The organism is Bacillus paralicheniformis, assembly GCF_002993925.1.
Lineage (GTDB): Bacteria > Bacillota > Bacilli > Bacillales > Bacillaceae > Bacillus > Bacillus paralicheniformis.
In genome coordinates this window covers 2,384,293-2,409,713 of the sequence record NZ_CP023665.1, presented here as the reverse complement: position 1 = coordinate 2,409,713, position 25,421 = coordinate 2,384,293, and the positions used below count along the sequence as shown (strand labels likewise).

Sequence of the window (25,421 nt, the reverse complement as noted above, 5' to 3'; positions counted from 1 at the left end):
ATGATTCAGCTTCTGAAAGAAGACCAAGCTTTCAGCAAGCAAATTGTTCATTGGCATACAATTGAGGAAAAAGAAGCGGATTACCGCGATTTTCCTGAAGGTTTAGATAAAAGAATCGTGCATGCTTTACAGCAGAGAGGGATAGAAAAGCTGTATTCCCATCAGGCTGACGCGTTTCTGCACAGCGCCGCCGGCAAAAACGTGACACTTGTGACGCCGACGGCATCTGGGAAGACGCTTTGCTACAATCTGCCCGTCATTCAGAGGATCACAGAAGACCAGGATGCGCGCAGCTTATATCTTTTTCCGACAAAGGCATTGTCGCAGGACCAAAAAAGTGAACTGAACGAATTAATCGATGAAATCGGTGCGTCGATCAACTGTTATACATATGACGGAGATACGTCGCCTTCGATCAGGCAGAAAGTCAGAAAAGCAGGACATATCGTCATTACAAACCCGGATATGCTGCATTCGGCGATCTTGCCCCACCATACAAAATGGGTGTCATTGTTTGAAAATCTGAAATATATTGTCATCGATGAGCTTCACGTATACAGGGGAGTCTTTGGCAGCCATGTAGCCAATGTCATCAGACGGCTGATGCGGATCGCTGAATTTTACGGAAGCAAGCCGCAGTTTATCTGTACATCCGCGACGATCGCCAATCCATTGGAGCTCGCTGAGACGCTCACAGGGCAGCCGATGCATCTGATTTCAAACAACGGCGCCCCGTCGGGAAGAAAGCACTTTTTATTTTACAACCCGCCGATGGTCAACCGTTCGCTTAACATCAGGAAAAGCGCGACCCTTGAAGTGAGAAAGCTCGCATCCGAATTTCTGAAAAACGGTATTCAGACGATTGTGTTTGCAAGAAGCAGAGTCCGGGTTGAAATTATATTGACATACTTGCAGGAAGTGATGAAACCGATTGTCGGCCCTCATTCGATTCAGGGGTACAGGGGCGGCTATCTGCCGAACGAGCGGCGCGTCATTGAAAAAGGCCTTCGCAGCGGGGACATTAAAGGCGTTGTCAGCACGAATGCGCTTGAGCTGGGCGTTGATATCGGACAGCTGCAGACATGCATCATGACCGGATATCCGGGAACGATCTCGAGCGCCTGGCAGCAGGCCGGCCGTGCTGGAAGAAGGCACAACGAAGCGCTGATTGTCATGGTGGCAAGTTCCGCCCCGCTCGATCAGTACATTGTACAGAATCCGGACTATTTCTTTAAACAAAATCCCGAGACTGCCGTCATTAATCCGGATAACCTGGTCATTCTTGTCGATCATATTAAATGCGCAGCCTTTGAACTGCCTTTCAAAAGAACGGACACATTCGGCGGTGCCGAAATCGAGGATATTCTTGACTACTTGGCAGAAGAAAGAGTCCTCCACTTAACCGGGAACACGTATCACTGGATGAATGACGCTTTTCCGGCGCACGGCATCAGCTTGAGGTCGGCTTCTCAGGAAAATGTTGTCATTATTGATCAGTCAAAGCGCGAGAAGGCGAAAGTGATCGGGGAAATGGACAGGTTCAGCGCCATGACGCTTCTGCATGATGAAGCCATTTATTTGCATCAAGGCATCCAATACCAGGTGGAAAAGCTTGACTGGGAGGAGAAAAAGGCGTTTGTCCGCGAGGTTCAAGTTGATTACTATACGGATGCCAATCTTGCCGTCCTATTGAGAGTTCTCGAAGTTGACAAGGAGAAAAAGACAGAAACCGCAGCGTTCGGTTTTGGGGATGTGACCGTTCAGGCGAAAGCGACGATTTTTAAGAAAATAAAATTTGAGACGCATGAAAATATCGGCTCAGGCCCGATTCATCTGCCTGAAGAGGAACTGCATACCAATGCGGCTTGGGTGCAGGTGAACGATGAGGAGCGGCAAAATTGGAACGACATCAAATTGGAAGAAGCTTTGCTTGGGACTGCAAACGTACTGGGACATGTCGCCGCCTTAAAAGTGATGTGCGATCCGTCTGATCTGCACGTTTTTCCGCAAATTAAAGCCGTTCATAACGAAAAGCCGACGATCTTTTTGTATGATCGCTATCCCGGCGGAGTGGGGCTGTCTCAGAAAGTGTATGAACAAATGCCTGAGATCATCAGTGAAGCGCATCGGCTGATTTCAAGATGTCCGTGTGAGTCAGGATGCCCTTCCTGCATAGGAGTGGGCGGCAGCGGCGATCAGACAAAAAACAATGCGCTGCGCCTTTTAAAAGGCTGGAAAGGTTGAGCGGAATGTCTTTAAAACGAAAACTTAACCGCTATAAGCATCACCTGGGAAATCAAGCGAAAGAAGAAAAAACGGATTCTCCGGCAGAAAAGCGGACTTCCGTGTCCGTCGGTTTTGAGAAAGAATGGGCCGAACTCGGTGTTAAACCGTATGTGTTTGAGAACTGCTATTGCCTGATCAGGGAAGTCGTTTATCCGTTGACACATGTTCATGGCCATTACGCATTTTCTGAACTGCATGAGACGGTTATGCGCTGGAACAACAGCGCAGTTTCCCATTCGCTTTCAAGCAAAGGGTATACACCGAGCCAGCTTTTCTTCTTTGATACGGAAACGACCGGTCTCGGGGGAGGGGCCGGCAATACGATCTTTTTGCTCGGCCATGCACGGGTGTATGACGACCGCGTAGTCGTCAAACAGCATCTGCTGCCAAAGCCGGGGCACGAAGCCGCCCTCTATCACAGCTTCCTGAGTGAAGTCGATATTCAGTCTCTTGTCACCTATAACGGGAAAGCGTTCGACTGGCCTCAGGTGAAAACGAGGCACACGCTGATCCGCGACAGGGTTCCGAAGCTGCCGGATTTCGGCCATTTTGACCTACTCCACGGATCCCGCCGCCTTTGGAAGCATAAGTTTGACCGCGTCTCTTTGGGGACGGTGGAAAAGGAAGAGCTGGCCGTTGTAAGAACTGAAGATACGCCGGGCTACCTGGCGCCGATGATGTATTTTCATTTTTTAAAGGAGGAGCGTCCGGAAATCATTGAAGGCGTTTTGCGCCACAATGAGCTTGATGTGCTTTCTTTAATTTCTCTTTACATCCATTTATCGAAGAAAATCCTCACTCCGGAGCAGACAGCGGAAGCAAACGAAAAGTACGCGATGGCCAAATGGCTTCTCGCCAACCGGGAGACAGAGCTTGCGACAGCGCAATTGCAGGAGCTTGAAAAAAAGCCTTTCGAGCAGTCTGAACGCGCATCATTCGATTTATCCATGCAGTATAAAAAGCAGGGCATGCTAAAAGAAGCCGCATCCCTTTGGCTGAAGCTCCAAAATGGAACAGACGGAAAAACCGCCTGGCGCGCAGGCATCGAACTCGCCAAATACTTTGAACATCGAAAGCGGGACATTCGGGCCGCCCTCGAGGTAACGGATAACCTGATGCTGCAGCACGGTTCACAAAAGTTTGAGCTGACCGAAAAAGAAGTAGCCGGTCTTTTGAAACGGCGCGAGCGGCTGGAAAGGAAATTCGGACGAAATATTCCCCGGGCAAGCGCAGAAAACGACGATCTTCGAAAGCCAAACATTTCAAGCATGTTATGAATTGTAGAAACCGATCGCTTCTTGTAAAATAGCGTTAGAATAGTTTGAAGGGAGCGTCGATATGTATAAGGGGCTGTTTTATCTGTTTTTTGTCGTCGTACTGTTTATCGTATTAATCATGACGAATTTCAAGGAAAGCTTTATGGCTTACTTTTAAAATAGGTTTTTATATTAGTACATGTTTACCCCTTGCTTCATAGTTTAATAGTGTATATAGAAGCTTAAAGAAAGGGGAATTTTCATGCACTGTAAACCGCATGTAATGGCGCCGATTGTTCATCCTACTCAATGCTGCTACAACCATACGCAAAGCAAAACCGTCGTACCGCACATTCACCCGCAGCACACAACGAATGTCAACCATCAGCATTTTCAGCATGTTCATTACTTCCCGCAAACTCAATCAGCTGTCAACCAGGCATCACATCAGCACTTCGTGAGCCCTGGCGCAGGAATGATGCCCGGGCCTGGAGCGATGCCAGGACCTGGAATGGGTATGGGTCCTTACTAAAAAGGATTTTCGGAAGTTTTGTCAGGATGAACGAGCGCCGGATTGAACGTGAGCAACAGAATATCTTTTAAAAAAATGGGGCGGAATACGGCCCCATTTTTTAGCAGGTGATCATAATGAAAGTATTGGCCGTTACAGGGTACAAGCCGTTTGAACTGGGGATTTTCAAACAGGATGACAAGGCCCTGTTCTACATAAAAAAAGCGCTTGAAAACCGATTGACCGCCCTGCTTGAGGAAGGGCTGGAATGGATCCTTATCTCAGGCCAGCTCGGCACGGAACTATGGGCGGCGGAAGTTGCGTTTTCGCTGCAGGAAGAATATCCCGACTTGAAAGTGGCGGTTATCACTCCGTTTTTGGAACAGGAAAAGAAGTGGAACGAGAAAAATCAAGAGCAGTATGAAGCTGTGCTCGCAGCCAGCGATTTCACTGAAAGCTTGACACACAGGCCGTACGAAAGCCCGGTCCAATTTAAACAAAAAAACCGGTTTTTCATCGAAAAGGCGGATGGCTTATTGATTCTGTACGACGAAGAAAGAGAAGGCTCGCCTGTGTATATGCTGAATGAAGCAAAAAAAGCTCAAGAAAAACGCGATTTTCCGATTTACACGATTACGATGGATGACCTGAGAGTCACCGTTGAAGAAAGCAGCTTTTACGAAGAGTAAAAAGTGCAAGAGAAAATTTGACATTGCACACGTTTTCTGAAAAAATATAAGATGATGATTCACGATATGAGGTGAAAAAGATGCTTGCTGATAAAGTGAAGCTTTCTGCTAAAGAAATTTTGGAAAAAGAATTCAAAACAGGAGTCAGAGGCTACAAGCAGGAAGATGTTGACAAATTCTTGGACATGGTCATTAAAGACTATGAAGCCTTCCATCAGGAAATCGAAGAATTGCAGCAGGAAAACCTGCAGTTGAAAAAACAGCTTGAAGAAGCGAACAAGAGACAGCCGGCTCAATCAAATACGACCAATTTTGATATTCTAAAACGGCTTTCCAATTTGGAAAAACATGTGTTTGGAAGCAAATTATACGATTGATGAAAACCGCTTGCCCTTTAGAACAAACTAAGCTATAATAGTTGATGTCTTAACGTTCGGGTAATCGCTGCAGATTTTACATCTGTAGAGGAAAGTCCATGCTCGCACGGTGCTGAGATGCCCGTAGTGTTCGTGCCTAGCGAAGTCATAAGCTAGGGCAGCCTTGCAGAAGGCTGACGGCAGGAAAAAAGCCTACGTCCTTTATGGATATGGCTGAGTATCCTTGAAAGTGCCACAGTGACGAAGTCTCACTAGAAATGGTGAGAGTGGAACGCGGTAAACCCCTCGAGCGAGAAACCCAAATTTTGGTAGGGGAACCTTCTGGACGGAAATGAACGGAAAGAAGGACAGAGTTGACTCTGTAGATAGATGATTACCACCCGAGTACGAGGCTTAGCAGCCGACAGCAGTACGACGGAACAAAACATGGCTTACAGAACGTTACACACTATTATGATGATGACAATGTATAAGCTCTCCGCAGGTAGGAGAGCTTTTATCATGTAAAAAACATACATAAAAACAGGTGATATGATGAAAACCTATACATTAATTGCAACAGCGCCGATGGGAATTGAAGCGATCGTTGCCAAAGAGGTGCGAGATCTAGGATATGATTGTACGGTTGACAACGGCAAAGTCGTGTTCGAAGGTGATGCCCTCGCCATCTGCAGAGCCAATCTGTGGCTGAGAACTGCTGACAGGGTGAAAGTGCAGGTTGCCGAATTTACGGCCAAGACCTTTGACGAGTTATTCGAGAAGACAAAAGCGATCGACTGGAGCGCCTATCTTCCTGAACACGCCTCATTCCCCGTGACGGGAAAGTCTGTTAAATCAGTGCTTGCAAGCGTGCCGGACTGCCAGCGCATCGTCAAAAAGGCGATCGCCGAGAAGCTGAAATCAGCGTATCAGACACAAGGCGGGTGGCTTGAGGAAACAGGCCCGGAATATAAAATCGAGGTCTCCCTTTTAAAAGACAAAGCGGTCATTACGCTTGATTCATCCGGAGCCGGGCTTCATAAACGGGGATACCGAACCGGTCAAGGGGAAGCGCCGCTGAAAGAAACCCTCGCTGCAGCATTGATTCAATTGACAAATTGGACGCCTGACAGACCTTTCGTCGATCCGTTTTGCGGTTCGGGCACGATACCGATCGAAGCGGCTTTGATCGGCCAAAATATTGCGCCGGGTTTCAACAGGGATTTTGCATCCGAAAGATGGGAATGGATCGGCAAAGAAGTGTGGGATCAAGCAAGGCTTGAAGTCGAAGACAAAGCGAATTATGATCAGCCGCTGTCAATTTCGGGGTATGACCTGGATCATCGTATGATCGAGATCGCCAAAGCGAATGCCGAGGAAGCAGGACTCGCCGATGTCATCGAATTTAAGCAAATGCAGGTAAAGGATTTTCGGACGAAAGAGGAATACGGCGTGATTGTCGGAAATCCGCCGTACGGGGAACGCCTCGGTGAAAAGAAAGCAGTCGAAGCCATGTATAAAGATATGGGCGAAGCATTTGCCGGACTTGATACGTGGTCTGTTTACATGCTGACATCAAACGAGCGTTTTGAAGAGTGCTACGGGAAAAAAGCGACAAAAAAACGGAAACTCTTTAACGGTTTTATTAAGACGGACTATTACCAGTATTGGGGGAAAAGGCCGCCAAAACCGAATAAAGAGAAGTGAAGCTAAAAGGCTGCCATGAAACGGCAGCCTTTTTTCTTTCCATAGCTGGAAAGCCGCCGAACGGCGTTTTTAAATTTGCGCGCCCGCGGGATTATCCCCTTAAAAGCGCATGGCAAAACATCGATTCACTAGTAAATCCATGAATCATTTTTCTTTTTATAAGACGAATCATAGCATTTTTTGCGCGGCTCATAGTAGCAGTCTTTCTTGCAAGGTTTGTGGTAATCGTAGTCTTTTTTACAAGGCTCATGGTAGTAATAATCCTTTTTGCAATAATCGTAATCCTTCTTGCAAGGCTTATGGTAATCGTAGTCTTTTTTGTAATCCTCATGGTAGTAATAATCCTTTTTGCAATAATCGTAATCCTTCTTGCAAGGCTTGTGGTAATCGTAGTCTTTTTTGTAATCCTCATGGTAGTAATAATCCTTTTTGCAATAATCGTAATCCTTCTTGCAAGGTTCATGGTAATAGAAGTCTTTTTTGCAAGGCTCATGGTAGTAGTAGTCCTTTTTGCAATAATCGTGATCTTTCTTGTAAGGATCATAATCATAATCCCAATAATCTTTCTTTGCCGGTTCATAATAGTACATAAACTCTCCACCTTTAGTCTATAAATTTTTAAGTCCCTACAGGATATGATAGAAAAACAGAATAGACTGGGTTTTTATTGTGGATAAAGCGCACATTGTCTAACACAGTCCTTACTATCTGATGTTAAGCTGTTGTTTGACTGGAAAAAGGGTGTTTGACCGCTGTGAAAACGGTTAAACGTAAATGTTGATATTTGATAACTTCCCCGAAATTTTGATACAATCAAAATCAGAACAAATATTCGATGGTAAGTTATCAAGGAGAGCAAAGCGTTTAGCAACTTGTTAAAGGATATCGGCAGATTACCACACACCCAAAAAGAACAAGATGGGTTAAACGCTATGTTGAACCTTCTTCCACTGTGAGTGGTCGATTGTCGCTGCGAAATATCTTGATTTTTATTTGTCGATAGTCGAAATGACAGTTTACGACTCGCAAAAAGGAATGTGCAGTCCTAATTCAACCATTAAGCAGATTGTTAAAAAATGTTGAATCATTAAAAAAGAAAAATGAGGTTTGTATATGAATTCTGTCAGCCAAGAAATCCAAGATTTGTCCATTCAATCGTTGGAGTCAACTTTTAATAAACTAACAAATGCTTATAAAAGCACGAAAGAAAAAGGTTCAAACACAACTCTTGTCAAAAAGAGACTAAACGCAGTAAAAATTGGTTTAGAAAGCCTAAAAGGTATTTGGAATGGAGAAGATTTTGGCTATAACGAAGAAATCATATTGACTTCTAAAGAAGTTTTACAAGGTATCATTCCATCTATTGAAAAACAAATAGCCAAAGCAAAAGAAGGCAGTCCTCAAAAAACATTAAATGAGCGTCGCTTGACTGCACTAAAACTGGCAATCGAATCTTTGGAGAACCGTCTTATATAAGACGGTTCTTAAAGTTTTTAATTGTTCCGGAATCGGGTGAGTTACATAACAAGATTGAAGGAAACCATATATACTATGGATTCCCTTTATTTTTGCGTATTTATCAAGAGCAAAGAAAAAACATAAAATCAGCCTGTATAAAAACGATTCATCCTGCATATACTCGGGATTATTGATTTTGAAAAGGGGTGATTTCATGTTGAACAGCGATCACATTCATATGATTCAAAAAGCGCTGGAGACGTCAGAAAACCAGCTCGAGGACATTGGCGAAGAGCGCCTTACATATGCGAAGGAAGAATTGAAAAACGCGATCAGCCATATGGAATCGACGGATCATCCGTTTTTGACGCATTCGATTTACCGGAAATAGTTAAGAGAGGCTTCCTGCTCCTTTTCTCAAATCTTTCTTGTTGAATTTCCCGAATCATAGTGATAGGATAGAAGTTCTGAAAACTCGATAGTTGGGGGTTGGAGCAGGGTGACAGCATCTCGTCTGCCTTTTTCATTAACAAAAACAAAAAACTTTTATGAAGAACTGAACAATTGGATCGGTGATGTATTTTACGATATTCTTCCTGAAAAAGGCTTTGATTTGCGCGATGAGCAAATATTCATGGCTTTTCAATTAGAACGGGCATTTAAGGAAAAGAAGGTCATGTTTGCAGAAGCCGGAGTCGGAACCGGAAAAACGCTCGTCTATCTTCTGTTTGCCTTGAGCTATGCCAGGTATACGGGCAAGCCGGCGGTCATCGCTTGTGCGGATGAGACGCTGATCGAACAGCTCGTCAAAAAAGAAGGCGATATTTACAAAATTTCCGAGCATTTGGGCTTGACGATTGACGCAAGGCTCAGCAAATCGCATGATCAATATTTATGTTTGAAAAAACTGGAGAAAACGATGCAGCGATCTGATGATGAGAAATGGCTTGACCTCTACGAAAGTCTGCCGTCTTTCGTTCATGAATCGCAGGGCATGCAGTCTTTTTATCCGTACGGAGACCGCAAAGAGTATTCGTCTTTATCAAATGATGAATGGTCTGAAATCGGTTACGATTCTTTTCAAGACTGTCTCACGTGCGACATGAGGCACCGATGCGGACTTACACTGTCAAGAGACCATTATCGAAAATCAACCGATTTCATCATCTGTTCCCACGATTTCTATATGGAGCACGTTTGGACAGAAGAGGCGAGAAAACGGGAAGGCCAGCTTCCGCTTTTGCCGGAACACAGCGCTGTGGTTTTCGATGAAGGGCATCTGCTCGAGTTTGCGGCGCAAAAGGCGCTGACGTACAGGGTGAAGCAATCGACGCTCGAAATGTTTCTCGAGCGCCTGCTCGGCAATGACATCAGAGAAGAATTTGCAGAGCTTGTCGAAGAAGCGCTTCGCGCCAACGACGAATTTTTCGGTTTGCTTTCAGAAAACGCCGAAAAAGCAGAAGGCTCTGAGCGCATGCGCATCAAAGATCATGCCAATCTGAAAAAAGCGGCCGCCGAGCTGTATGATTTGCTTGAAAAGATCGGGGAGGCGCTCGTTTTTGAAGGCGAGCTGTACACGATCGACCAATACGCTTTAACCGTTGTTGAAGAGTATCTCGAACAGATGGCTTACTCCCTTTCGCTCTACAGGAAAAATGCGATCAGCTGGCTTGAGCAAAAAGAGCTTGAGTCAACATTCGTCGTCATGCCGAGAACCGTCTCCGAAGTTCTCGGAGAAAAAGTGTTCTCCAAGCAGATTCCATTTATTTTCTCATCGGCGACATTATCGGAAAACGGATCGTTCGATTATTTAGCGACAAGCCTTGGGATCCGCGACTACTTATCATTTACCGTTGATTCGCCGTACGACTATGAAGAGCAGATGAAAGTGTACATCCATCGAATTGAGGAAAAAGAAGCAAAAGAAAAAGCGGCAATCCGTGCAATCAAAGAATCGGGCGGGAAAACGCTGCTCCTGTTTCCGTCTTTTGAGGAGCTTCTGTCCTTCAAGCGCCGGACTGCACAGGAATCATTTTCGTTTCCTGTTTACTTTGAGGGGGATGAAGAAATCAGTACAATTGTTGAAAAGTTTCAAACGGTTGAAGAATCCGTTTTGTGCTCTGTGCATCTATGGGAAGGGCTCGATATTCCCGGAGATCCGCTGCAACATGTCATCATCTGGTCGCTTCCTTTTCCGCCGCATGATCCTGTGTTTGAAGCGAAGCGGAGCGGTTTGGAAAACGCCTTTCGCGAAGTAGACCTTCCTTACATGCTGCTAAGGCTGCGCCAAGGCATCGGCCGTCTGATCAGATCAAACAGCGACCGCGGCACGATCAGCATTTTTGCGGGCGATGAACAAGAATGGAATGTGATAAAAGAAGTCGAATCTGTGCTTCCTGTTCAGCCGGTTTATGTATAAAGAAAAGCGGACATCCCGCTTTTCTTTTTTTTGGCTGCATAAAAGTTGACTTTCGTAAATATTTCCATTAGTCTGATTACAATTCGCATCATATAAGGGAAGAGGAGGATGAATGATGTCGATCAATACATATGAAAAAGAGTTTTTAGAAACATTAAAGAAAATCAGCCGGTATGAGCAGGCGATTAACGTGATGTATTGGGATATGAGGACGGGCGCGCCGAGAAAAGGCGAAGAAAGCCGCGCCGAAGCGATCGGACAATTGTCGGCAGACGTCTTTCAAATGAGAACGTCCCCGCGGATGAAGGAGCTTTTGGATGCCCTTGCCGAGCAAAAACAGGATCTGCCTGCCGATACACAGAAAGCGGTTGAGGAAGCGAAAAAAGAATACGATTTAAACAGCAAGATTCCGGAAGAAGATTTCAAAGAATATACGACGCTGACATCCAAAGCGGAATCCGTCTGGGAAAAAGCGAAAAAGGCGTCCGATTTTTCTCTCTTTGCTCCGTATTTAGAAAAAATCATCGACTATAAAAAACGGTTTATCTCGTACTGGGGATATGAAGGCCACCCCTATAACACCCTTCTGGACCAATACGAACCAGGTGTTACAGTCGAAAAGCTCGACGGCCTTTTTTCTGAATTGCGGGAGGCGATCGTTCCGCTTGTACAAAAGATTGCCGCCAGTGATCAAAAGCCTGATACGGGCTTTGTGCACGAACGTTTTCCAAAAGAGCGGCAGCGCGATGTATGCCACTTTTTCTTAAAAGAACTGGGCTATGATTTTGAGGCGGGGCGCCTGGATGAGACGGTTCATCCTTTCCAGGTGACGATCAGTCAAGGGGATGCCCGGGTGACCACAGCATATAATGAAAACGATTTTCGCTCGGCCGTTTTCGGAACGATTCATGAATGCGGCCATGCCATTTATGAACAGAACATTGATGAAGCGCTGGGCGGAACCAATTTAGCAGACGGCGCATCAATGGGGATACATGAATCCCAATCCCTTTTCTATGAGAACTTTATCGGCAGACATCAAGGTTTTTGGAAGCGGTATTTTGAGAAAATAAAAGAAGCAAGTCCTGACCAGTTTGCAGGCGTTACTGCTGAAGGGTTCTACAGGGCCGTTAATGAATCAAAGCCGTCGCTGATTCGGATTGAGGCTGATGAGCTGACATATCCGCTGCATATTATGATTCGCTACGAAATTGAAAAAGCGATTTTCAGCGGCGAAGTATCGGTCGGAGACCTTCCGAAACTATGGAATGACAAATATGAAGCATATCTGGGCATTACGCCTCCTGACGATGCTAAAGGAATTCTCCAGGATGTCCATTGGTCCGGCGGCGATTTCGGTTATTTCCCTTCATATGCGCTCGGATATATGTATGCGGCTCAACTGAAATCAAGCATGCTGAAAGATTTTCCGGAGTTTGACCGCATGATTGAAAACGGCGAATTTGAACCGATCAGAAAGTGGCTGACAGAGCACGTTCACATCCACGGCAAAAGAAAAAAACCGTTGGACATCATCAAGTCTGCGACAGGCGAAGAATTAAACGTCCGTCATTTAATCCGCTACCTGAAAGAAAAATATACAACACTCTATTTGTAAAAAAGAAATCCCTCCCGTGAGTCCGGGAGGGATTTTTGGATCAGAATTTTCTGTTAAATACGAACATTAAACTAAAAAAATGTGTGCAGGTTCGTCTTTTTTTGTTTTATCCCTTTTCAACCGGATCGAAAGTTGATATAATTTGATACATTATATCACTCATATAATCGCGTGGATATGGCACGCAAGTTTCTACCGGACACCGTAAATGTCCGACTATGAGTGGGCGCTAAGAAAACGAACGTCATTTAGTGAAACAGACGGAATTCGTCTTTTTAAGCATTGCCCGCTCGCATTCAAAATCCGAGCGGACAATGCTTTTTTTTATGAAGGGCAATTGATGAACGGAGGGGTTTAATGGAAAAGCTAAAACGAAAAATTGCAGAGCATGGCACGGTGTTGTCTGACGAAGTGCTGAAAGTTGATTCATTTTTAAATCATCAAATCGATCCGGAATTAATGCTTGCTGTGGGCGAAGAGTTTGCCTCGCTTTTCCGGGAGGAAGGCGTCACGAAGATTGTGACGATCGAATCCTCAGGCATCGCACCTGCCGTGATGGCAGGCTTGAAGCTGGGCGTGCCGGTAGTATTTGCAAGAAAGCGTCAATCGCTTACCTTAACGGAAAATCTGTTGACGGCTTCTGTCTATTCATTTACAAAAAAAACGGAAAGTACGATTGCCGTATCAGCCAGCCATCTTTCAAAGGATGACAAAGTTCTGATCATCGACGATTTTTTGGCAAACGGACAAGCGGCGAAAGGGCTCGTTTCCATCATTGAACAGGCCGGCGCAAAGGTGTGCGGAATCGGGATTGTTATCGAAAAATCATTCCAGACGGGCAGGGAGGAGCTTGACAATCTTGGAATCAGAGTCGAATCCCTTGCGCGTATTGCATCCCTTGCCGATGGAAAAGTTACCTTTTTACAGGAGGTTGGGTCATGAAACTTACGGCCGGTAAAACCGTTTCATTAAGTATTCAGCACGTCCTGGCCATGTATGCAGGAGCCGTTGTCGTGCCGCTGATCGTCGGCGGCGCTCTCGGCTTGACGCCGGCTGAGCTCACATACCTTGTGTCTGCCGACATTTTGATGTGCGGTGTGGCGACACTGCTGCAAGTTTGGAAAAACCGCTTTTTCGGAATCGGTTTGCCTGTTGTATTGGGGTGTACGTTCACAGCCGTTTCACCAATGATTGCGATTGCTTCAAAATACGGTATTCCAGCGATCTATGGAAGCATCATAGCAGGCGGTGTGATTGTCGTTATCGTTTCTTTTTTCTTCGGAAAGCTTGTTAAGTTTTTCCCTCCCGTGGTCACAGGATCGGTCGTCACGGTGATCGGTATCACCTTGATTCCCGTTGCGATGAACAACATGGCCGGCGGTGAAGGCAGCAGCGATTTCGGTGAGCTGTCCAATCTTGCTTTAGCTTTTTCCGTTTTACTGGTCATCGTCCTTTTATATCGTTTTACAACAGGATTTATCAAATCAATTTCCATTTTAATCGGTTTAATTGCAGGAACAGCCGGCGCCGCTCTGATAGGAAAAGTTGATTTTACAGAAGTGGCAAACGCAGGCTGGGTGCAGATGATCCATCCGTTTTACTTCGGCACTCCCGTTTTTGAGATCACACCGATCTTGACGATGTCCCTCGTGCTGATCGTCAGCCTTGTCGAGTCTACAGGCGTCTACTTTGCATTGGGTGATTTGACGGTCCGCCGGCTGACAGAAAAAGATTTAGCAAAAGGCTACCGTGCCGAAGGGATTGCCGTGCTGCTGGGCGGGGTTTTCAACGCCTTCCCTTATACGGCCTATTCGCAAAACGTCGGTCTCGTCCAGCTGACAGGAGTTAAGAAAAACAGCGTGATTGCGCTCACTGGAGCTTTTCTTATTCTGTTGGGGCTGTTTCCGAAAGCCGCTGCTTTAACGACGATCATTCCTAAACCTGTGCTCGGCGGCGCTATGGTCGCGATGTTCGGCATGGTAATCGCCTACGGGATCAAAATGCTGAGCCGGGTTGATTTCGGAAAGCAGGAGAACTTATTGATCGTAGCGTGTTCCATCGGAATCGGCCTAGGCGTGACGGTTGTACCGCAAATGTTTCAAAACCTTCCCGATGCCGTCAAGCTTTTGACAGAGAACGGAATTGTCGCGGGAAGCTTTACAGCCATTCTCTTGAATGCGATCTTTCATATCCATCCGTTTTCTCGTCATGCTGAACAGCCTGAAGCAGTTCCAACTGAAAAATCAGCCGTTTAAAACCTCACAGATTGTGAGGTTTTTTTGCATTGCGGATAAGCCATACTACCGGTATGAAGAGGAGGCGTAACGAATGGAAACTGTGAATGAGCTTGTCGAACGAATCAGCACGAAAGACGGCGGTGAAGCTGTCATCCGTCCCGTCAAAATGGCGGATGCCCCCGACATCATTGAAGCAGTAAAAGATGTGATTCAAACCGGTGTGTACATCCAAAAAGAACGGCCGCGCACACTTGAGGAAGAGCGGGCATTCATCAGCGATATGATGGAAAAGGATAACATGTATGCGGCGGTTGAAATCGATGGTGCGGTGTACGGAATTGCCCGGGTCATTCGCGGCGACCTCAAAATGAAGCGGCACACGGGGCTGTTCAGAACATGGCTTCACAGCAAAGCGCAAGGGCTTGGGATTGGCAGGGAAATCATGTCCTACACCCTCAACTGGTGCAGGCTGCATCGTCTGCATAAGCTCTGCCTGACCGTATTTTCTGCAAATAAAGCAGCGCTGTCGCTCTATGAGAAAAGCGGCTTTATCATTGAAGGGGTTCAAAAGGAGCAGGTTTTTGCGGACGGGAAATACGAAGATGAAGTGCTGATGGCCTATTTTTTCGAGAGGTCCACATAAGGCCGGGCGATTCGGGAGACGCTGTAAATAGAGGTGGTATTATGGCCTACGTCATTTCGGCGGGGACAAGCCTTCCCCGCTGCCATGTCGACCAGAAGGAAGCGGCCGTTTTTGCGAGGGAGATGTTCAAAGATTCATTTAAAGACATTGACCGGCTGCTGTCAGCTTTCCAAAATGGAGAAATCGCTTCAAGACAATTTGTCATGCCTTTGGATTGGTATAAAGAATCCAGGAGCTTCAAGGAAAAAAATCAGGCGTACATTGAAATGGCTGTCAGACACAGTGCAGAAGCCGTTTCGAATTGCCTGTCAGACGAACGGTTTTTGAAAAAAGAAATCCCTTTCGAAAAAATTGAAGCGATTTTTTTTATATCTTCTACAGGCATCTCGACTCCCGGCATTGAAGCGAAGCTCATGAACATTCTGCCTTTTTCAAAACAGACGAAGCGGATTCCGATTTGGGGGCTCGGCTGTGCAGGAGGAGCTTCAGGTATAGCGCGGGCATTCGAATACTGCAAAGCGTTTCCAAAAGCCCATGTCCTTGTGATTGCGGCGGAGCTGTGCAGCTTAACGTTTCAAAAGGATGATCAATCGAAAAGCAACCTTATCGGCACATCTTTATTTGGCGATGGAATCGCCGCGCTCTTAATGTGCGGCAAGGAAGCGGATATCTCATCAGCCAGATTGGAGGTTCTTCCGGAAGTAGTGAGCTCACAATCAGCCACCTTGGAAGATTCGGAAGATGTCATGGGCTGGGAAATCAATGACAACGGTTTCCGTGTCGTTTTTTCCAGGGACATTCCGACATTGATCAAAACACATTTAAAGAATGATGTCGAAGCATTTCTCAATAGGGAACAACTCGCTTTGGAGAACATTCAAGTATTTCTTGCCCATCCTGGCGGAAAAAAAGTTCTCGACGCTTATATAGCAAGCCTCGGCTTTTCCGAAGCGCACATCGACTGTTCACGAAAAATTTTGGCCAGGCACGGCAATATGTCATCAGCCACTGTGATGCATGTTTTAAAAGAATATTGCCTGCATGGCAGTCCCATACCGGGAAAATACGGTCTCTTAGGGGCGCTCGGCCCGGGCTTTTCATCGGAGCTGCTGCTTTTGAAATGGACAAAAAGAGAGTGACTGACACATGTTTTGGACAATTTTAAGCATTTTTGCCGCCCAGCGCTTGCTTGAGCTGGCAGTCGCGAAGTTCAATGAAAAAAACGCTCTGAAAGAGGGAGCGGTCGAATACGGGAGACGTCATTACCCTTATATCGTCGCGATGCATGTTTTGTTTTTCATATGTTTGATTTGGGAAACGATCGCTTTTCAACGCGGACCTCTTCCGATGGCGCTTGTCGTATTAACAGGCCTCATCTTCACTCAGGCCCTCCGGTATTGGGCGCTCTTTTCTCTGGGGAGATGCTGGAACACGAAAATCCTTGTCATCCCTGGAACGAACCTTGTCCGAAAGGGGCCTTATCAATGGTTCAAACACCCTAACTATGTGGCGGTGGCTCTTGAATTTCTGCTTTTGCCCCTGCTTTTCCAGGCATACGCCACCGCACTTTTATTTACGGTGCTCAACGCTGCTGTCATGTACATCCGCATCCGCACGGAAGAACAGGCATTAGAAAAATTACACCATTGAAAATGATTATCATTTCATTTATAATGATGATAAACATTCTCATTATAGGATGGTGAGTCGCGTATGACGATGTTTTTTTTGCTGGCGGCGGTCAGTACATACAGTTTATTGATTGGTTATGTCTTAAAAGGTATCGCAGGAGCGAATCCGCAAAAATAAATAAATACACGTGCTGAAGCTGCCGAAACAGGCAGCTTTTTCTCGTTTTTTCTTTCAGATTGTGAAGAAAAATACAGCAAGGTTGTGTAAAATGGGAGAAAGGGCTAAGATGGCAAACAACAACGCAAAAAGGGGTAGGAAACATGGCACAAATAAACACGAAAGACGACCTGTTGAAAAGAGCCGGAGCGGTTTTCGGGGAGCTCAGGAAGAACGGGGATGACAAGCGGTCTGCGCAGCTTGCGGGAATCATCCGAAAATGGCTGAGAAAAGAAGTGTACATTGCGTTAACCGGACATTATTCAGCAGGAAAATCATCGCTATTGAACGCGCTGCTTCAGGAAGACGTCCTGCCGACAAGTCCGATACCGACGAGCGCCAATCTTGTGCTGGTCCGCCGGGGGGAAATGAAAACAACACTCCATACGATCGATGGAAGATACGCCCGGATGGATGGCTCTTATGATAAAGAAAAAGTGCAGGCGTACTGCAGGGACGGCAGCCAGATTGAAATGGTGGAAATCGAGGGGCCATTTTCAGGAATCGCGCCTCAGGCCGTCTTAATTGACACGCCCGGAATTGATTCGACGGACGATGCCCATTTTTTATCGGCGTCTTCGATACTTCACCAGGCGGATGCCTTGTTTTATGTCGTGCATTACAATCATGTCCATTCCGAAGAAAATGTGAAATTTCTTCGATCAATAAAAGATCAGATACCCAATATTTTTTTCATCGTGAACCAGATTGACCGTCATGACGAAGCAGAAACAGGCTTCCATGCCTATAAAAAGCAAGTGCTTGATATGCTGCAGAAAGAAGGGATCGATGAAGATCATCTCTTTTTTACATCGGTCACCGAAGCCGGTCATCCGCTGAACGAATTCACCCGGCTTCGCGCTGTGCTGGAAAGGTTGCAGCATCAATCCGAACAGCAGCTAAAGGCATATACGGAGCAAAAAATCAGCAGCCTGATTCATGAACATATCAAAATGCTGATCAGTGACGAAGACATGGCTCTGTCTGAAGAAACCGCTTCCTTAAGAGAAAAAGTCGAGTCTGTAAAAGCACGGCTTGCCGATTTGATAGAACAGGAAAAACGGGCGGAGGAACAAATCAAAAAAGACATTCATACAATTGCCCAAAACGCAAACTTAACGCCGTTTGAGATGAGAGAACTGGCCAAATCGTATTTGGAATCTATCGAAAAAGGCTTTAAAAAAGGCTTTCTTTTCAGCAAGGCCAAAACGCTTGAAGAAAAACAAAAACGAAAAGAAGTGTTTCTTGCCGACGTTCAAAAAAGGGTTCAAGCCGAAATCGACTGGCATGTCATTGAAGCAATCAAGGCTTTCATGAACCGCTTTAACGTCCAGAGTGATGAACTGCTTCGGGACGTTCTTCAATTTCGGACAGAGGTAGATGAAAATGAACTGCTTCGTTCCCAGAAAAAAGGGGCTGAGCTTACACCGGAATATGTGCTGAACTATACGAAAGAACTGGCTGAAAACATCAGAAGAAAGGCAAAAAGACAAGCGCAGCCGCTTATCGATCAGCTCAAAACATTCATCAAAGAAAGAAGCGGCCTGCAGGCGGAAGCGATGAAAGTCGAATATGAAGCGGAACAGGCGAAGCTCGCCGAGCTCGAAAGCCGGTTGATCGAACAGCAGAAGTCATATGAAAAAGCAAACCGTCTCTGGGATCAATGGGAACACGGCGATCAGAGCGAGCTACCAGCGAATTGGTATGCCGAAGAAAAAAAGCCCCTTGAAAAACCGCTTGATGCCCGACGAGCGGAACCGGTCCGTGTGCAAGGGGAAAACAGCAGCCGTAAAGACGATGTGCTCCATCCGAAAAAGGGCGTTTCTGAGTACATTGAGCACTTTTTCGACTTGGCCCGGTTTTTGGCGGATATTCCTGCTTTGGAAAAGCAGCGAAAAGCATTCTTGGACAAAACGGAACGCCTTCATACAAAGCAGTTTACCCTGGCGCTCTTCGGCGCATTCAGTTCCGGCAAATCGTCTTTTGCAAATGCGCTCTGCGGGCGGAAAGTGCTGCCGTCATCTCCGACGCCGACAACGGCAACGATTAATAAAATAACAAAACCGTCGGGAACCAAAAGGAACGGGACGGCTGAAGTCGTTTTTAAAACGGAAGAGGAAATCAGAGCGGAACTGGATCAGCTATTGGAGGGGAAAATGGCTGAGGCAAAAGGCTCCGCTTTTGGCGAAAAACTTGGAAAGCTTTTGAAAAAAGGAGACCTGGATGATGATGAACGGCTGCTGATCAAGAACTTCCTCAAAGCTTATGAGCGTTATGGTTCATATATCAACGATCGGGAAATCCTGACGATTCACGCTGAAGATCTGCATCCGTATGTCGCTGAAGAACAAACGGCCTGCGCCGTCCGTGAAGTCACCGTTTATTTGAGCACACCGGTCACGGAGAAAGGAATTACGATCGTCGATACACCGGGTGCCAGCAGCATGAATAAGCGGCATACTGAGCTTGCGTTTCAATACATGAAAGATGCCGATGCTCTGCTTTACTTAACATACTACCAGCATGCATTTTCCAAAGCGGACCGGTCGTTTTTGCGCAAGCTCGGACTCATTAAAGACGCTTTCAGCATGGATAAAATGTTTTTTATTTTAAATGCGGCAGACCTCGCGGAAAACCCGGCCGAATTACAGACGGTTGAAGACTATGTTAGGGGAGAGCTCTTGAAAGAAGGCATTCAAAACCCGCATCTGTATCACGTATCGAGCAAACAGGAGCTCAGCAAAAAAGCTTCGCCGAATAACGATTTCAGCAGATTAAAGCGGGAGCTCGACGATTTTATCGAAAATGGTCTAGCCAGAACAGCTGTCGAAGAGCTGCTTGATGAAGGCAAAAAACTGTGTGAAACCGTCTTTCAGCTCCGCCGTTCACTGCACCGTTCCGCTGAAGAAAAGGAAGCGGAGCAAAAGCGGATCGCCAAAGCTTATCAAGCGGCTTTAGCTGTCATTGAAGAAGCAGAAAAGGGATCATCAATCCTTCAAATGACCGAAAAGGATGTGGAAGAGCAATTTTACCACATGAGGCAGCGCCTGGCCTTTTATGCACACGATTTATTTAAAGCTGCAATCCATCCAGGGCTTCAGAACGGAGATTGGCGCGCCAATCTGCAAACCGCTTTGAAAAGCTGCTTAAAGGAGTATGAATTCGAATTTTTGCAGGAACTAAAAGCGCTTGATATCAGAATGGAAAACATCATGCTCAAGTATGCCGGCGAACAGTGGGCAAATGCCGTAAAAGAGCGGCTTGCCGATAATCCTTATTTTGCGGTTCATATCACAGCTGACCGCCCTGAGACCGGCAGCTGGGAAACAGCTGCAGCGTCAGCGGATGAAGGGGAATTTGCAGATGAACTGAAAATGTTCAAAACGCCTAAAGCGTTTTTTCAGCAAAATGGCAAAGCCCGGCTTGTCGAGGCGTTTACTGCAAAGCTTTTGGCTATCACGGACGAATGGATTCAACGTGAAAAGCGGACATGTTTAAAGCGCTGCAAAACGAGCGCCGGACAATTACAGAAAGCGGCTGTTCTGTCCGCAAAAGCTCAACTCGAAGAACAAAAAGAAGCGTACTTTCATGAGCCGTTGGAAAGCGCAGAGCGTGAAAACATTGAAAAAGCGCATAACTTGGCAGGCCAATGGCTCCGCTCAAGTTAAATCAGATTGATATTGGTATGGATATCTGGCCGGCAGACATGATAGACTGAATAAAAAAAGAAGGGAATTAGATGATGACAAACGTTCATGAAGCCATTACAGCACATTCCAAAAAACAGCACCAGCACATCAAGCAGTTCGTGCGTCTCGAACAGGAGAGGGAAAAAGCGATCGATGAAGCGGTTGATAAGTGCCGGCGAAATGAAGCATTTTCAACCGGCCTCATCAACCAAATTACCATGCAAATGAACGAATTGGCCAAAAAAGGCATCGTTCCCACGAGACGGCTCGTCTCGAAAGAAATGGTCGCCGAATACGTCAGCCGAAAATATCCGCAGGCCTAGCTGGTGAATCCTTCCGCGTGTGGCGTCATGTTTTTTTGCAAAACATAAACCATGACACGCCCGCTGGAGGTGAAGTGTAATGGGAAGAACAAAGCTTGGCAACGCGAATGCACAGCGAAACAACAACGCTAAAAAGAAGAACGGCTTTAATACTGAATTTGCGACTGAATCCTATTCGCAAATGGAAGCCGCCAAATTAATTTCTAGCAAAAAACAGCACCAAAAATAGAAACAGCGTCGATTGACGCTGTTTTCATCATTTTTGCTCCTGTGGTACAATAAGTGCATTGTATGATGAAAGGAAGTTTCCATAATGAACAAGAAGCTGCTGCTTGTAGACGGGATGGCTTTATTATTCCGGTCTTTTTTTGCGACTGCGGTGCACCGCAATTTTATGCTGAATGACAAAGGGGTGCCGACAAACGGGGTTCACGGCTTTTTAAAGCATCTGTTAACCGCGGTGTCTGCGTTTGAACCGAGTCATGTCGTCTGCTGCTGGGACATGGGAAGCAAAACGTACCGCAACGATTTATTTAAGGACTATAAAGCGAATCGCGGCGAGCCGCCTCTAGAATTGATACCGCAATTTGACATGGCAAAGGAAGCGGCGGAAGAGCTCGGGATTTTAAATATCGGCATTGCGGGCTATGAAGCCGATGACTGCATCGGCACGCTGTCAGCGATGTTCAGCGAAGAAGCGGAGATCACGATCGTCACCGGTGATAAAGATTTGCTTCAGCTTTTAACAGTCAATGTTAAAGTCGCCCTGCTACAAAAGGGAATCGGCAATTATAAAGTATACACGGAAGAATCATTCAGTGAAGAGACCGGTGTCGAGCCGAAGGCTTTGATTGACATCAAAGCGCTGATGGGTGATACAAGCGATAACTACCCGGGTGTAAAAGGCATCGGCGAAAAGACGGCCTACAAACTGATTAAGGAATATTCGACTGTTGACCGGCTGCTGGAAAACATCGGACAGCTGACAAAGGGTCAGCAGACGAAAATAACCGAATGTCTTGAAGACCTGAAGCTGTCCAGAATCCTTGCAGAAATCAAATGCGATGTACCGCTTTCCTGCTCATTGGACGACGCAGACTTCACCTTGATGCATGACAGGGCGAAAGCGATGCTGAGACTTCATCAAATACGGGGAATCGAACCGCTGCTGGTGAAATTCGAAAAAAGAGAGATCGGATAACCGATCTCTCTAATGTTTTGTATTGCTTTTTTTCGCCCGGTTTTCAAGCTCGGTTTTTGGGTCTGTATGCCGGTTATCCCGGTTTAATACAATATCTCCCTGGGGCGTGACACCGCCTGTCAGGCGGCCTCTTCCTGCTGAATGCTGTTTTTCCACATGAACCACCTCACTCGTTATGATGTGCAGCGGGAATGGATTTTACTCGGGGTGGTTCAGCAATATCGCCTTTTTCGCAAGCTTGTCAGCCGCCTGGTTAGACTTCGAAGGAATCCACTTGATAAAAAATAAATCAAAATCGTTTTTTAAGCGGATGATTTCATCCAGATAAGGCTTAAATGCCTGATTTTTGACAAACTCCAAATCCGCCGTGCGCTCGACGATCTGCGAATCGGTCCGAAACGAAACGATCCGGTAGTTTCGTTCGGCGCACAGCTTCATTCCTTCGATCAGCGCCTTGAATTCCGCTTCATGATTGCTCAGTAAGCCGGCGGGAAGGGAGAAGGACTCGGTCTTCTGACCGTCTTTGATGAAAATGCCAAGTCCGGACGGTCCGGGATCACCCGCGCTTGCTCCGTCGATATAGACCTCAATCGGCATTGTTTCCGCTCCTTTCATCCAAAGGGGTGATTCTTTTAGCGGCATAAGCGTACGGCGCTGCGAAAACGGCGACAACGAATTTCAAGACATATGTCGTGATGAAAATCTGAATCCAGACATTCAGCGGATAAGCGCCCATAAATGCGACGCTTGTAAAAATCAATGTATCGAGCAGCTGGCTTAGGGCTGTGCTGCCGCTGTTGCGAAGCCACAGTGCCCGATCGGAAGGAAATAACCTTCTGATTCCCGAATATACATAAACATCAAGCGTTTGGCTGATGATATAGGCGAGCAGGCTGCCGAGCGCCACACGGGGCAAGAAGCCGAATATCGTCTCCAGCGCAGGCTGTGCAATGTCTTCCGGATGCGGCTTGAACAGAAGCGCTCCCTGCATGACGAGCGTCAAAGCAATCAGAATGAAAAAACCGATTGAAACGGCTTTTTTCGCTTCTTCCTTTCCGTATCTTTCATTGATGACGTCAGTCGCAAAAAATACGCTTCCGTACAGGATGTTGCCGAGTGTCGCGGTCAACCCGAACAGCTCGACCGTTTTGACCACCTCGATATTGGCGGCGGCTGTCGCAAAACCGATCCAGACAAATAAACCGGTTTTGCCAAATCGTTTAAAAAAGAAGAGAACAATGATAAAATTAATGATCGCAAAACTAATCCATAATATTTCGTTAAACAAGAACGGGTACTTCCTTTCTGAATAAACTGTTTTGATTATAGCATAACAAGCCATAATTTGAATAAAGGTGATTTTGTGAAACTGAGAGCAGGTATGAAAATCAAGATTAAAGGGTCTTCACCAATTCCTTTTACAGCTGATGAATGGATCGAGATGAAAGAGGCAGTGGCGGCTGGGCGTCAGCTTTCTCAAAGTCCGTATGTCACTGAACTTGAGTTTGAAGATGAGAAGGGCAGCTTTTGGACTCTGAAAGAGCTGGAAAAGCTGAAAGAAGAACTTGCGGCTGAACCGGATGAGATCACCGTCTATTTTGACGGCAGCTATGATAAAGAAAGTCAGCTCGCTGGTTTAGGCATTGTGATATATTACTCCCTCGGCGGGGACCGGTACCGATTGAGAAAGAACAAGAGCTTTCGGCTGACAACGAATAACGAGGCGGAATATGCGGCTCTCTCCGAAGCCGTTAAAGAGCTTAGAGACCTTGGGGCAAGCAGGAACTCCGTCGTCATAAAAGGGGATTCGCTCGTCGTGCTGAACCAGCTTGAAGGTAACTGGCCATGCTATGACCCCGTTCATTCGAAATGGCTGGACAGAATCGAGAGCCAGCTTCAAAAATTAAAGCTAACGCCCACCTATATTCAAATCAGCCGCAAAGACAACAAGGAAGCGGATCAGCTCGCAAAAAAAATGCTTGAGCATACCATTGTGGAAAGCCAAATCAAACTAGATGAATAACGGAGATGAACGTTTTGGATAAGAAAGAGATCTTTAAGGAACTCACACATTTGCAGGACACCTACTGTGAAGGGTGCTTCATTAAAAAACACTTCAGAAAAGAATACGGAAAAACGTATGCCCACGCATTTTGCATTTCAAAATGCACGGTCGGAGAAAAGCTCCGAACCTATGGAGACGTGCTGACAAACAAAAATTGATCCCCCCAATAAACCATCTTCCTTGGGCCGCGCTAAAAAAACCGCTGAACGCGGTTTTTTTAATGCTGTGATTCGTCAAGCTGGTGCTGGCAATCATTTAAGATGTTGAGCTGTTCGTTTAAGAAGTCTTCATCCAGTGCGGATAGTTCCTCAGCCTGTGACAGCTGTCTGGCGTCTTCGATGGATTGATACGCCGATTTCAGCAAAGTGGAGCTCTTTTGCCTCGTCGCCATTCCCGTCGTCTTTTGGGCGGTTTCTACGGCTATTTCAAGCTGCTTGCGCTGATTAAATCCCGTTATAAGATCATCGCGATGTTCTGAGTTCATGATCATACACCTCCGACAAGTATTTTTTCTAAAAAAGGCATTTTTATGTGTGAAATAGAAAAAATAAAGTAAAATTAATCCGATATAACTATTGAACCTAAAAAATATAAGTCTTTATTACTAATTTAGGTAATCATGAAAAAAAGGAGTCTGAGGAACAGTGGAAAGCAATGAACTGCAAACCGTTCTTCACAAGACATTTGTGGAGGTATATAAAGATCTTGAACAGCTCGTTGATATCGCGAAAAAGGGGCGTCCATCTCTCGAGAAGAACATTGAAGAAATCGAGCAAAGGTTGAAGCAAAATATACTGGCAATCGAAATTCAGCTGAAAATTAAATAGGAGAGGCAAAAAATGCCTCTCCTCTTATTTGAAGTCTCAATTGTCTTGATTTTGTTAAAGCTTTACAACGTTAGATGCTTGAGGTCCACGATTACCTTCAACAATCTCGAAAGAAACTTCTTGTCCTTCTTCTAGAGATTTGTATCCGTCACCTTCGATTGCAGTGAAATGAACGAATACATCGTCTCCGCCTTCAACTTCGATGAAGCCGAAGCCTTTTTCATTGTTAAACCATTTTACTTTACCGTTTTGCATATTGCTTAATCCTCCTAGTACTGTAGCACAATG

General features: G+C 45.9%; 29 protein-coding genes, 1 other RNA gene, 1 pseudogene and 1 riboswitch. Of the genes and pseudogenes, 25 read left to right on the top strand and 6 right to left on the bottom strand.

Annotated elements, in window-relative coordinates; all coding sequences use genetic code 11:
* From CP943_RS12250 to CP943_RS12220, 7 genes are all read left to right on the top strand, one after another.
* Window positions 1–2,244 (top strand): DEAD/DEAH box helicase, encoded by a 2,244-nt coding sequence (locus CP943_RS12250; RefSeq protein WP_043054590.1) that lies wholly within the window; start codon window positions 1–3, stop codon window positions 2,242–2,244.
* A gap of 5 nt (window positions 2,245–2,249) precedes the next feature.
* Entirely contained in the window at window positions 2,250–3,563 is a 1,314-nt protein-coding gene (locus CP943_RS12245) for a ribonuclease H-like domain-containing protein (RefSeq protein WP_105981367.1), read from the top strand.
* 241 nt (window positions 3,564–3,804) lie between these two features.
* Window positions 3,805–4,074: a CotD family spore coat protein gene (locus CP943_RS12240; RefSeq protein ID WP_020451911.1), complete on the top strand. Its 270-nt coding sequence runs from the start codon at window positions 3,805–3,807 to the stop codon at window positions 4,072–4,074.
* Between the two features lie 116 nt (window positions 4,075–4,190).
* Window positions 4,191–4,742: an SLOG family protein gene (locus CP943_RS12235; RefSeq protein WP_039072801.1), complete on the top strand. Its 552-nt coding sequence runs from the start codon at window positions 4,191–4,193 to the stop codon at window positions 4,740–4,742.
* Between the two features lie 80 nt (window positions 4,743–4,822).
* Window positions 4,823–5,119, top strand: a complete 297-nt coding sequence (gene gpsB, locus CP943_RS12230) for a cell division regulator GpsB (RefSeq protein ID WP_003182873.1) — start codon at window positions 4,823–4,825, stop codon at window positions 5,117–5,119.
* A gap of 52 nt (window positions 5,120–5,171) precedes the next feature.
* Window positions 5,172–5,558, top strand: an RNA gene (rnpB, locus tag CP943_RS12225) — RNase P RNA component class B.
* A 95-nt stretch (window positions 5,559–5,653) separates the two neighbouring features.
* Window positions 5,654–6,805 carry a THUMP domain-containing class I SAM-dependent RNA methyltransferase gene (locus tag CP943_RS12220; protein WP_105981031.1) on the top strand — a complete coding sequence of 384 codons (1,152 nt, stop codon included), beginning with the start codon at window positions 5,654–5,656 and terminating at the stop codon, window positions 6,803–6,805.
* Between the two features lie 128 nt (window positions 6,806–6,933).
* Here the strand turns inward: CP943_RS12220 and CP943_RS12215 are convergent, their stop codons facing one another.
* A complete protein-coding gene (locus tag CP943_RS12215; protein WP_020451908.1) occupies window positions 6,934–7,395 on the bottom strand; it encodes a hypothetical protein in 462 nt (153 codons plus the stop codon).
* Between the two features lie 255 nt (window positions 7,396–7,650).
* On the opposite strand from CP943_RS12215, the pseudogene CP943_RS12210 reads away from it, so the two are divergent.
* From CP943_RS12210 to CP943_RS12150, 15 genes and pseudogenes are all read left to right on the top strand, one after another.
* Window positions 7,651–7,772: pseudogene (locus tag CP943_RS12210) on the top strand (IS1595 family transposase); the annotation flags it as partial.
* Window positions 7,773–7,918: 146 nt separating this feature from the next.
* On the top strand, window positions 7,919–8,281 hold the full coding sequence (locus CP943_RS12205) for a hypothetical protein (protein ID WP_020451907.1): 363 nt from the start codon (window positions 7,919–7,921) through the stop codon (window positions 8,279–8,281).
* Between the two features lie 196 nt (window positions 8,282–8,477).
* A complete protein-coding gene (locus CP943_RS22450; protein ID WP_020451906.1) occupies window positions 8,478–8,654 on the top strand; it encodes a hypothetical protein in 177 nt (58 codons plus the stop codon).
* A 108-nt stretch (window positions 8,655–8,762) separates the two neighbouring features.
* Window positions 8,763–10,682 (top strand): ATP-dependent DNA helicase, encoded by a 1,920-nt coding sequence (locus tag CP943_RS12200; RefSeq protein WP_020451905.1) that lies wholly within the window; start codon window positions 8,763–8,765, stop codon window positions 10,680–10,682.
* Between the two features lie 115 nt (window positions 10,683–10,797).
* The gene (locus tag CP943_RS12195; RefSeq protein ID WP_023857407.1) at window positions 10,798–12,300 is read left to right on the top strand and encodes a carboxypeptidase M32; all 1,503 of its coding nucleotides are present in this window, start codon (window positions 10,798–10,800) and stop codon (window positions 12,298–12,300) included.
* Between the two features lie 139 nt (window positions 12,301–12,439).
* A riboswitch (purine riboswitch) is annotated at window positions 12,440–12,539 on the top strand.
* Window positions 12,540–12,657: 118 nt separating this feature from the next.
* A complete protein-coding gene (xpt, locus tag CP943_RS12190) occupies window positions 12,658–13,242 on the top strand; it encodes a xanthine phosphoribosyltransferase (protein ID WP_020451903.1) in 585 nt (194 codons plus the stop codon).
* A complete protein-coding gene (locus tag CP943_RS12185) occupies window positions 13,239–14,555 on the top strand; it encodes a nucleobase:cation symporter-2 family protein (RefSeq protein ID WP_105981030.1) in 1,317 nt (438 codons plus the stop codon). The genes xpt and CP943_RS12185 overlap by 4 nt, the downstream gene beginning before the upstream one ends.
* 73 nt (window positions 14,556–14,628) lie before the next feature.
* Window positions 14,629–15,180 carry a GNAT family N-acetyltransferase gene (locus CP943_RS12180; RefSeq protein ID WP_020451901.1) on the top strand — a complete coding sequence of 184 codons (552 nt, stop codon included), beginning with the start codon at window positions 14,629–14,631 and terminating at the stop codon, window positions 15,178–15,180.
* A gap of 41 nt (window positions 15,181–15,221) precedes the next feature.
* Window positions 15,222–16,319 (top strand): type III polyketide synthase, encoded by a 1,098-nt coding sequence (locus CP943_RS12175; RefSeq protein WP_020451900.1) that lies wholly within the window; start codon window positions 15,222–15,224, stop codon window positions 16,317–16,319.
* Window positions 16,320–16,326: 7 nt separating this feature from the next.
* Complete coding sequence (locus tag CP943_RS12170; RefSeq protein ID WP_020451899.1) at window positions 16,327–16,830, top strand: isoprenylcysteine carboxyl methyltransferase family protein; 504 nt, start codon at window positions 16,327–16,329, stop codon at window positions 16,828–16,830.
* Window positions 16,831–16,893: 63 nt separating this feature from the next.
* On the top strand, window positions 16,894–16,989 hold the full coding sequence (gene fbpC / locus CP943_RS12165; RefSeq protein ID WP_003182857.1) for a Fur-regulated basic protein FbpC: 96 nt from the start codon (window positions 16,894–16,896) through the stop codon (window positions 16,987–16,989).
* A gap of 143 nt (window positions 16,990–17,132) precedes the next feature.
* Window positions 17,133–20,696 (top strand): dynamin GTPase, encoded by a 3,564-nt coding sequence (locus tag CP943_RS12160; protein WP_020451898.1) that lies wholly within the window; start codon window positions 17,133–17,135, stop codon window positions 20,694–20,696.
* A gap of 74 nt (window positions 20,697–20,770) precedes the next feature.
* Window positions 20,771–21,040, top strand: a complete 270-nt coding sequence (locus CP943_RS12155; protein WP_023857403.1) for a YpbS family protein — start codon at window positions 20,771–20,773, stop codon at window positions 21,038–21,040.
* A gap of 79 nt (window positions 21,041–21,119) precedes the next feature.
* Window positions 21,120–21,269, top strand: coding sequence for a hypothetical protein (locus tag CP943_RS22445; protein WP_003182852.1), 150 nt, complete (start codon window positions 21,120–21,122; stop codon window positions 21,267–21,269).
* A gap of 84 nt (window positions 21,270–21,353) precedes the next feature.
* Entirely contained in the window at window positions 21,354–22,241 is an 888-nt protein-coding gene (locus CP943_RS12150) for a 5'-3' exonuclease (RefSeq protein ID WP_020451896.1), read from the top strand.
* 9 nt (window positions 22,242–22,250) lie between these two features.
* Here CP943_RS12150 and sspL read toward each other — a convergent pair whose 3' ends face one another.
* Genes sspL through CP943_RS12135 form a run of 3 tightly spaced genes read right to left on the bottom strand, consistent with a single transcriptional unit; the run spans window position 22,251 to window position 23,529 of the window.
* A complete protein-coding gene (gene sspL, locus CP943_RS12145; RefSeq protein ID WP_003182847.1) occupies window positions 22,251–22,397 on the bottom strand; it encodes a small, acid-soluble spore protein L in 147 nt (48 codons plus the stop codon).
* Between the two features lie 42 nt (window positions 22,398–22,439).
* The gene (locus tag CP943_RS12140) at window positions 22,440–22,838 is read right to left on the bottom strand and encodes a reverse transcriptase-like protein (RefSeq protein ID WP_020451895.1); all 399 of its coding nucleotides are present in this window, start codon (window positions 22,836–22,838) and stop codon (window positions 22,440–22,442) included.
* The gene (locus CP943_RS12135; RefSeq protein ID WP_023857402.1) at window positions 22,828–23,529 is read right to left on the bottom strand and encodes a queuosine precursor transporter; all 702 of its coding nucleotides are present in this window, start codon (window positions 23,527–23,529) and stop codon (window positions 22,828–22,830) included. Before CP943_RS12135 ends, CP943_RS12140 begins: the two co-directional genes overlap by 11 nt.
* A 75-nt stretch (window positions 23,530–23,604) precedes the next feature.
* Between CP943_RS12135 and CP943_RS12130 the strand changes: the two genes are divergently transcribed.
* Both CP943_RS12130 and CP943_RS12125 read left to right on the top strand, forming a co-directional pair.
* Complete coding sequence (locus CP943_RS12130) at window positions 23,605–24,264, top strand: reverse transcriptase-like protein (RefSeq protein ID WP_020451893.1); 660 nt, start codon at window positions 23,605–23,607, stop codon at window positions 24,262–24,264.
* A gap of 14 nt (window positions 24,265–24,278) precedes the next feature.
* A complete protein-coding gene (locus tag CP943_RS12125; RefSeq protein ID WP_003182841.1) occupies window positions 24,279–24,464 on the top strand; it encodes a zinc-finger domain-containing protein in 186 nt (61 codons plus the stop codon).
* Window positions 24,465–24,523: 59 nt separating this feature from the next.
* Here CP943_RS12125 and CP943_RS12120 read toward each other — a convergent pair whose 3' ends face one another.
* A complete protein-coding gene (locus CP943_RS12120; RefSeq protein ID WP_026579409.1) occupies window positions 24,524–24,790 on the bottom strand; it encodes a DUF2564 family protein in 267 nt (88 codons plus the stop codon).
* Between the two features lie 160 nt (window positions 24,791–24,950).
* Between CP943_RS12120 and CP943_RS12115 the strand changes: the two genes are divergently transcribed.
* Window positions 24,951–25,133: a hypothetical protein gene (locus CP943_RS12115; protein WP_003182837.1), complete on the top strand. Its 183-nt coding sequence runs from the start codon at window positions 24,951–24,953 to the stop codon at window positions 25,131–25,133.
* A 54-nt stretch (window positions 25,134–25,187) separates the two neighbouring features.
* On the opposite strand, the gene cspD is transcribed toward CP943_RS12115, so the two are convergent.
* Window positions 25,188–25,388: a cold-shock protein CspD gene (cspD, locus tag CP943_RS12110; protein ID WP_003230776.1), complete on the bottom strand. Its 201-nt coding sequence runs from the start codon at window positions 25,386–25,388 to the stop codon at window positions 25,188–25,190.
* Window positions 25,389–25,421: the final 33 nt, after the last annotated feature.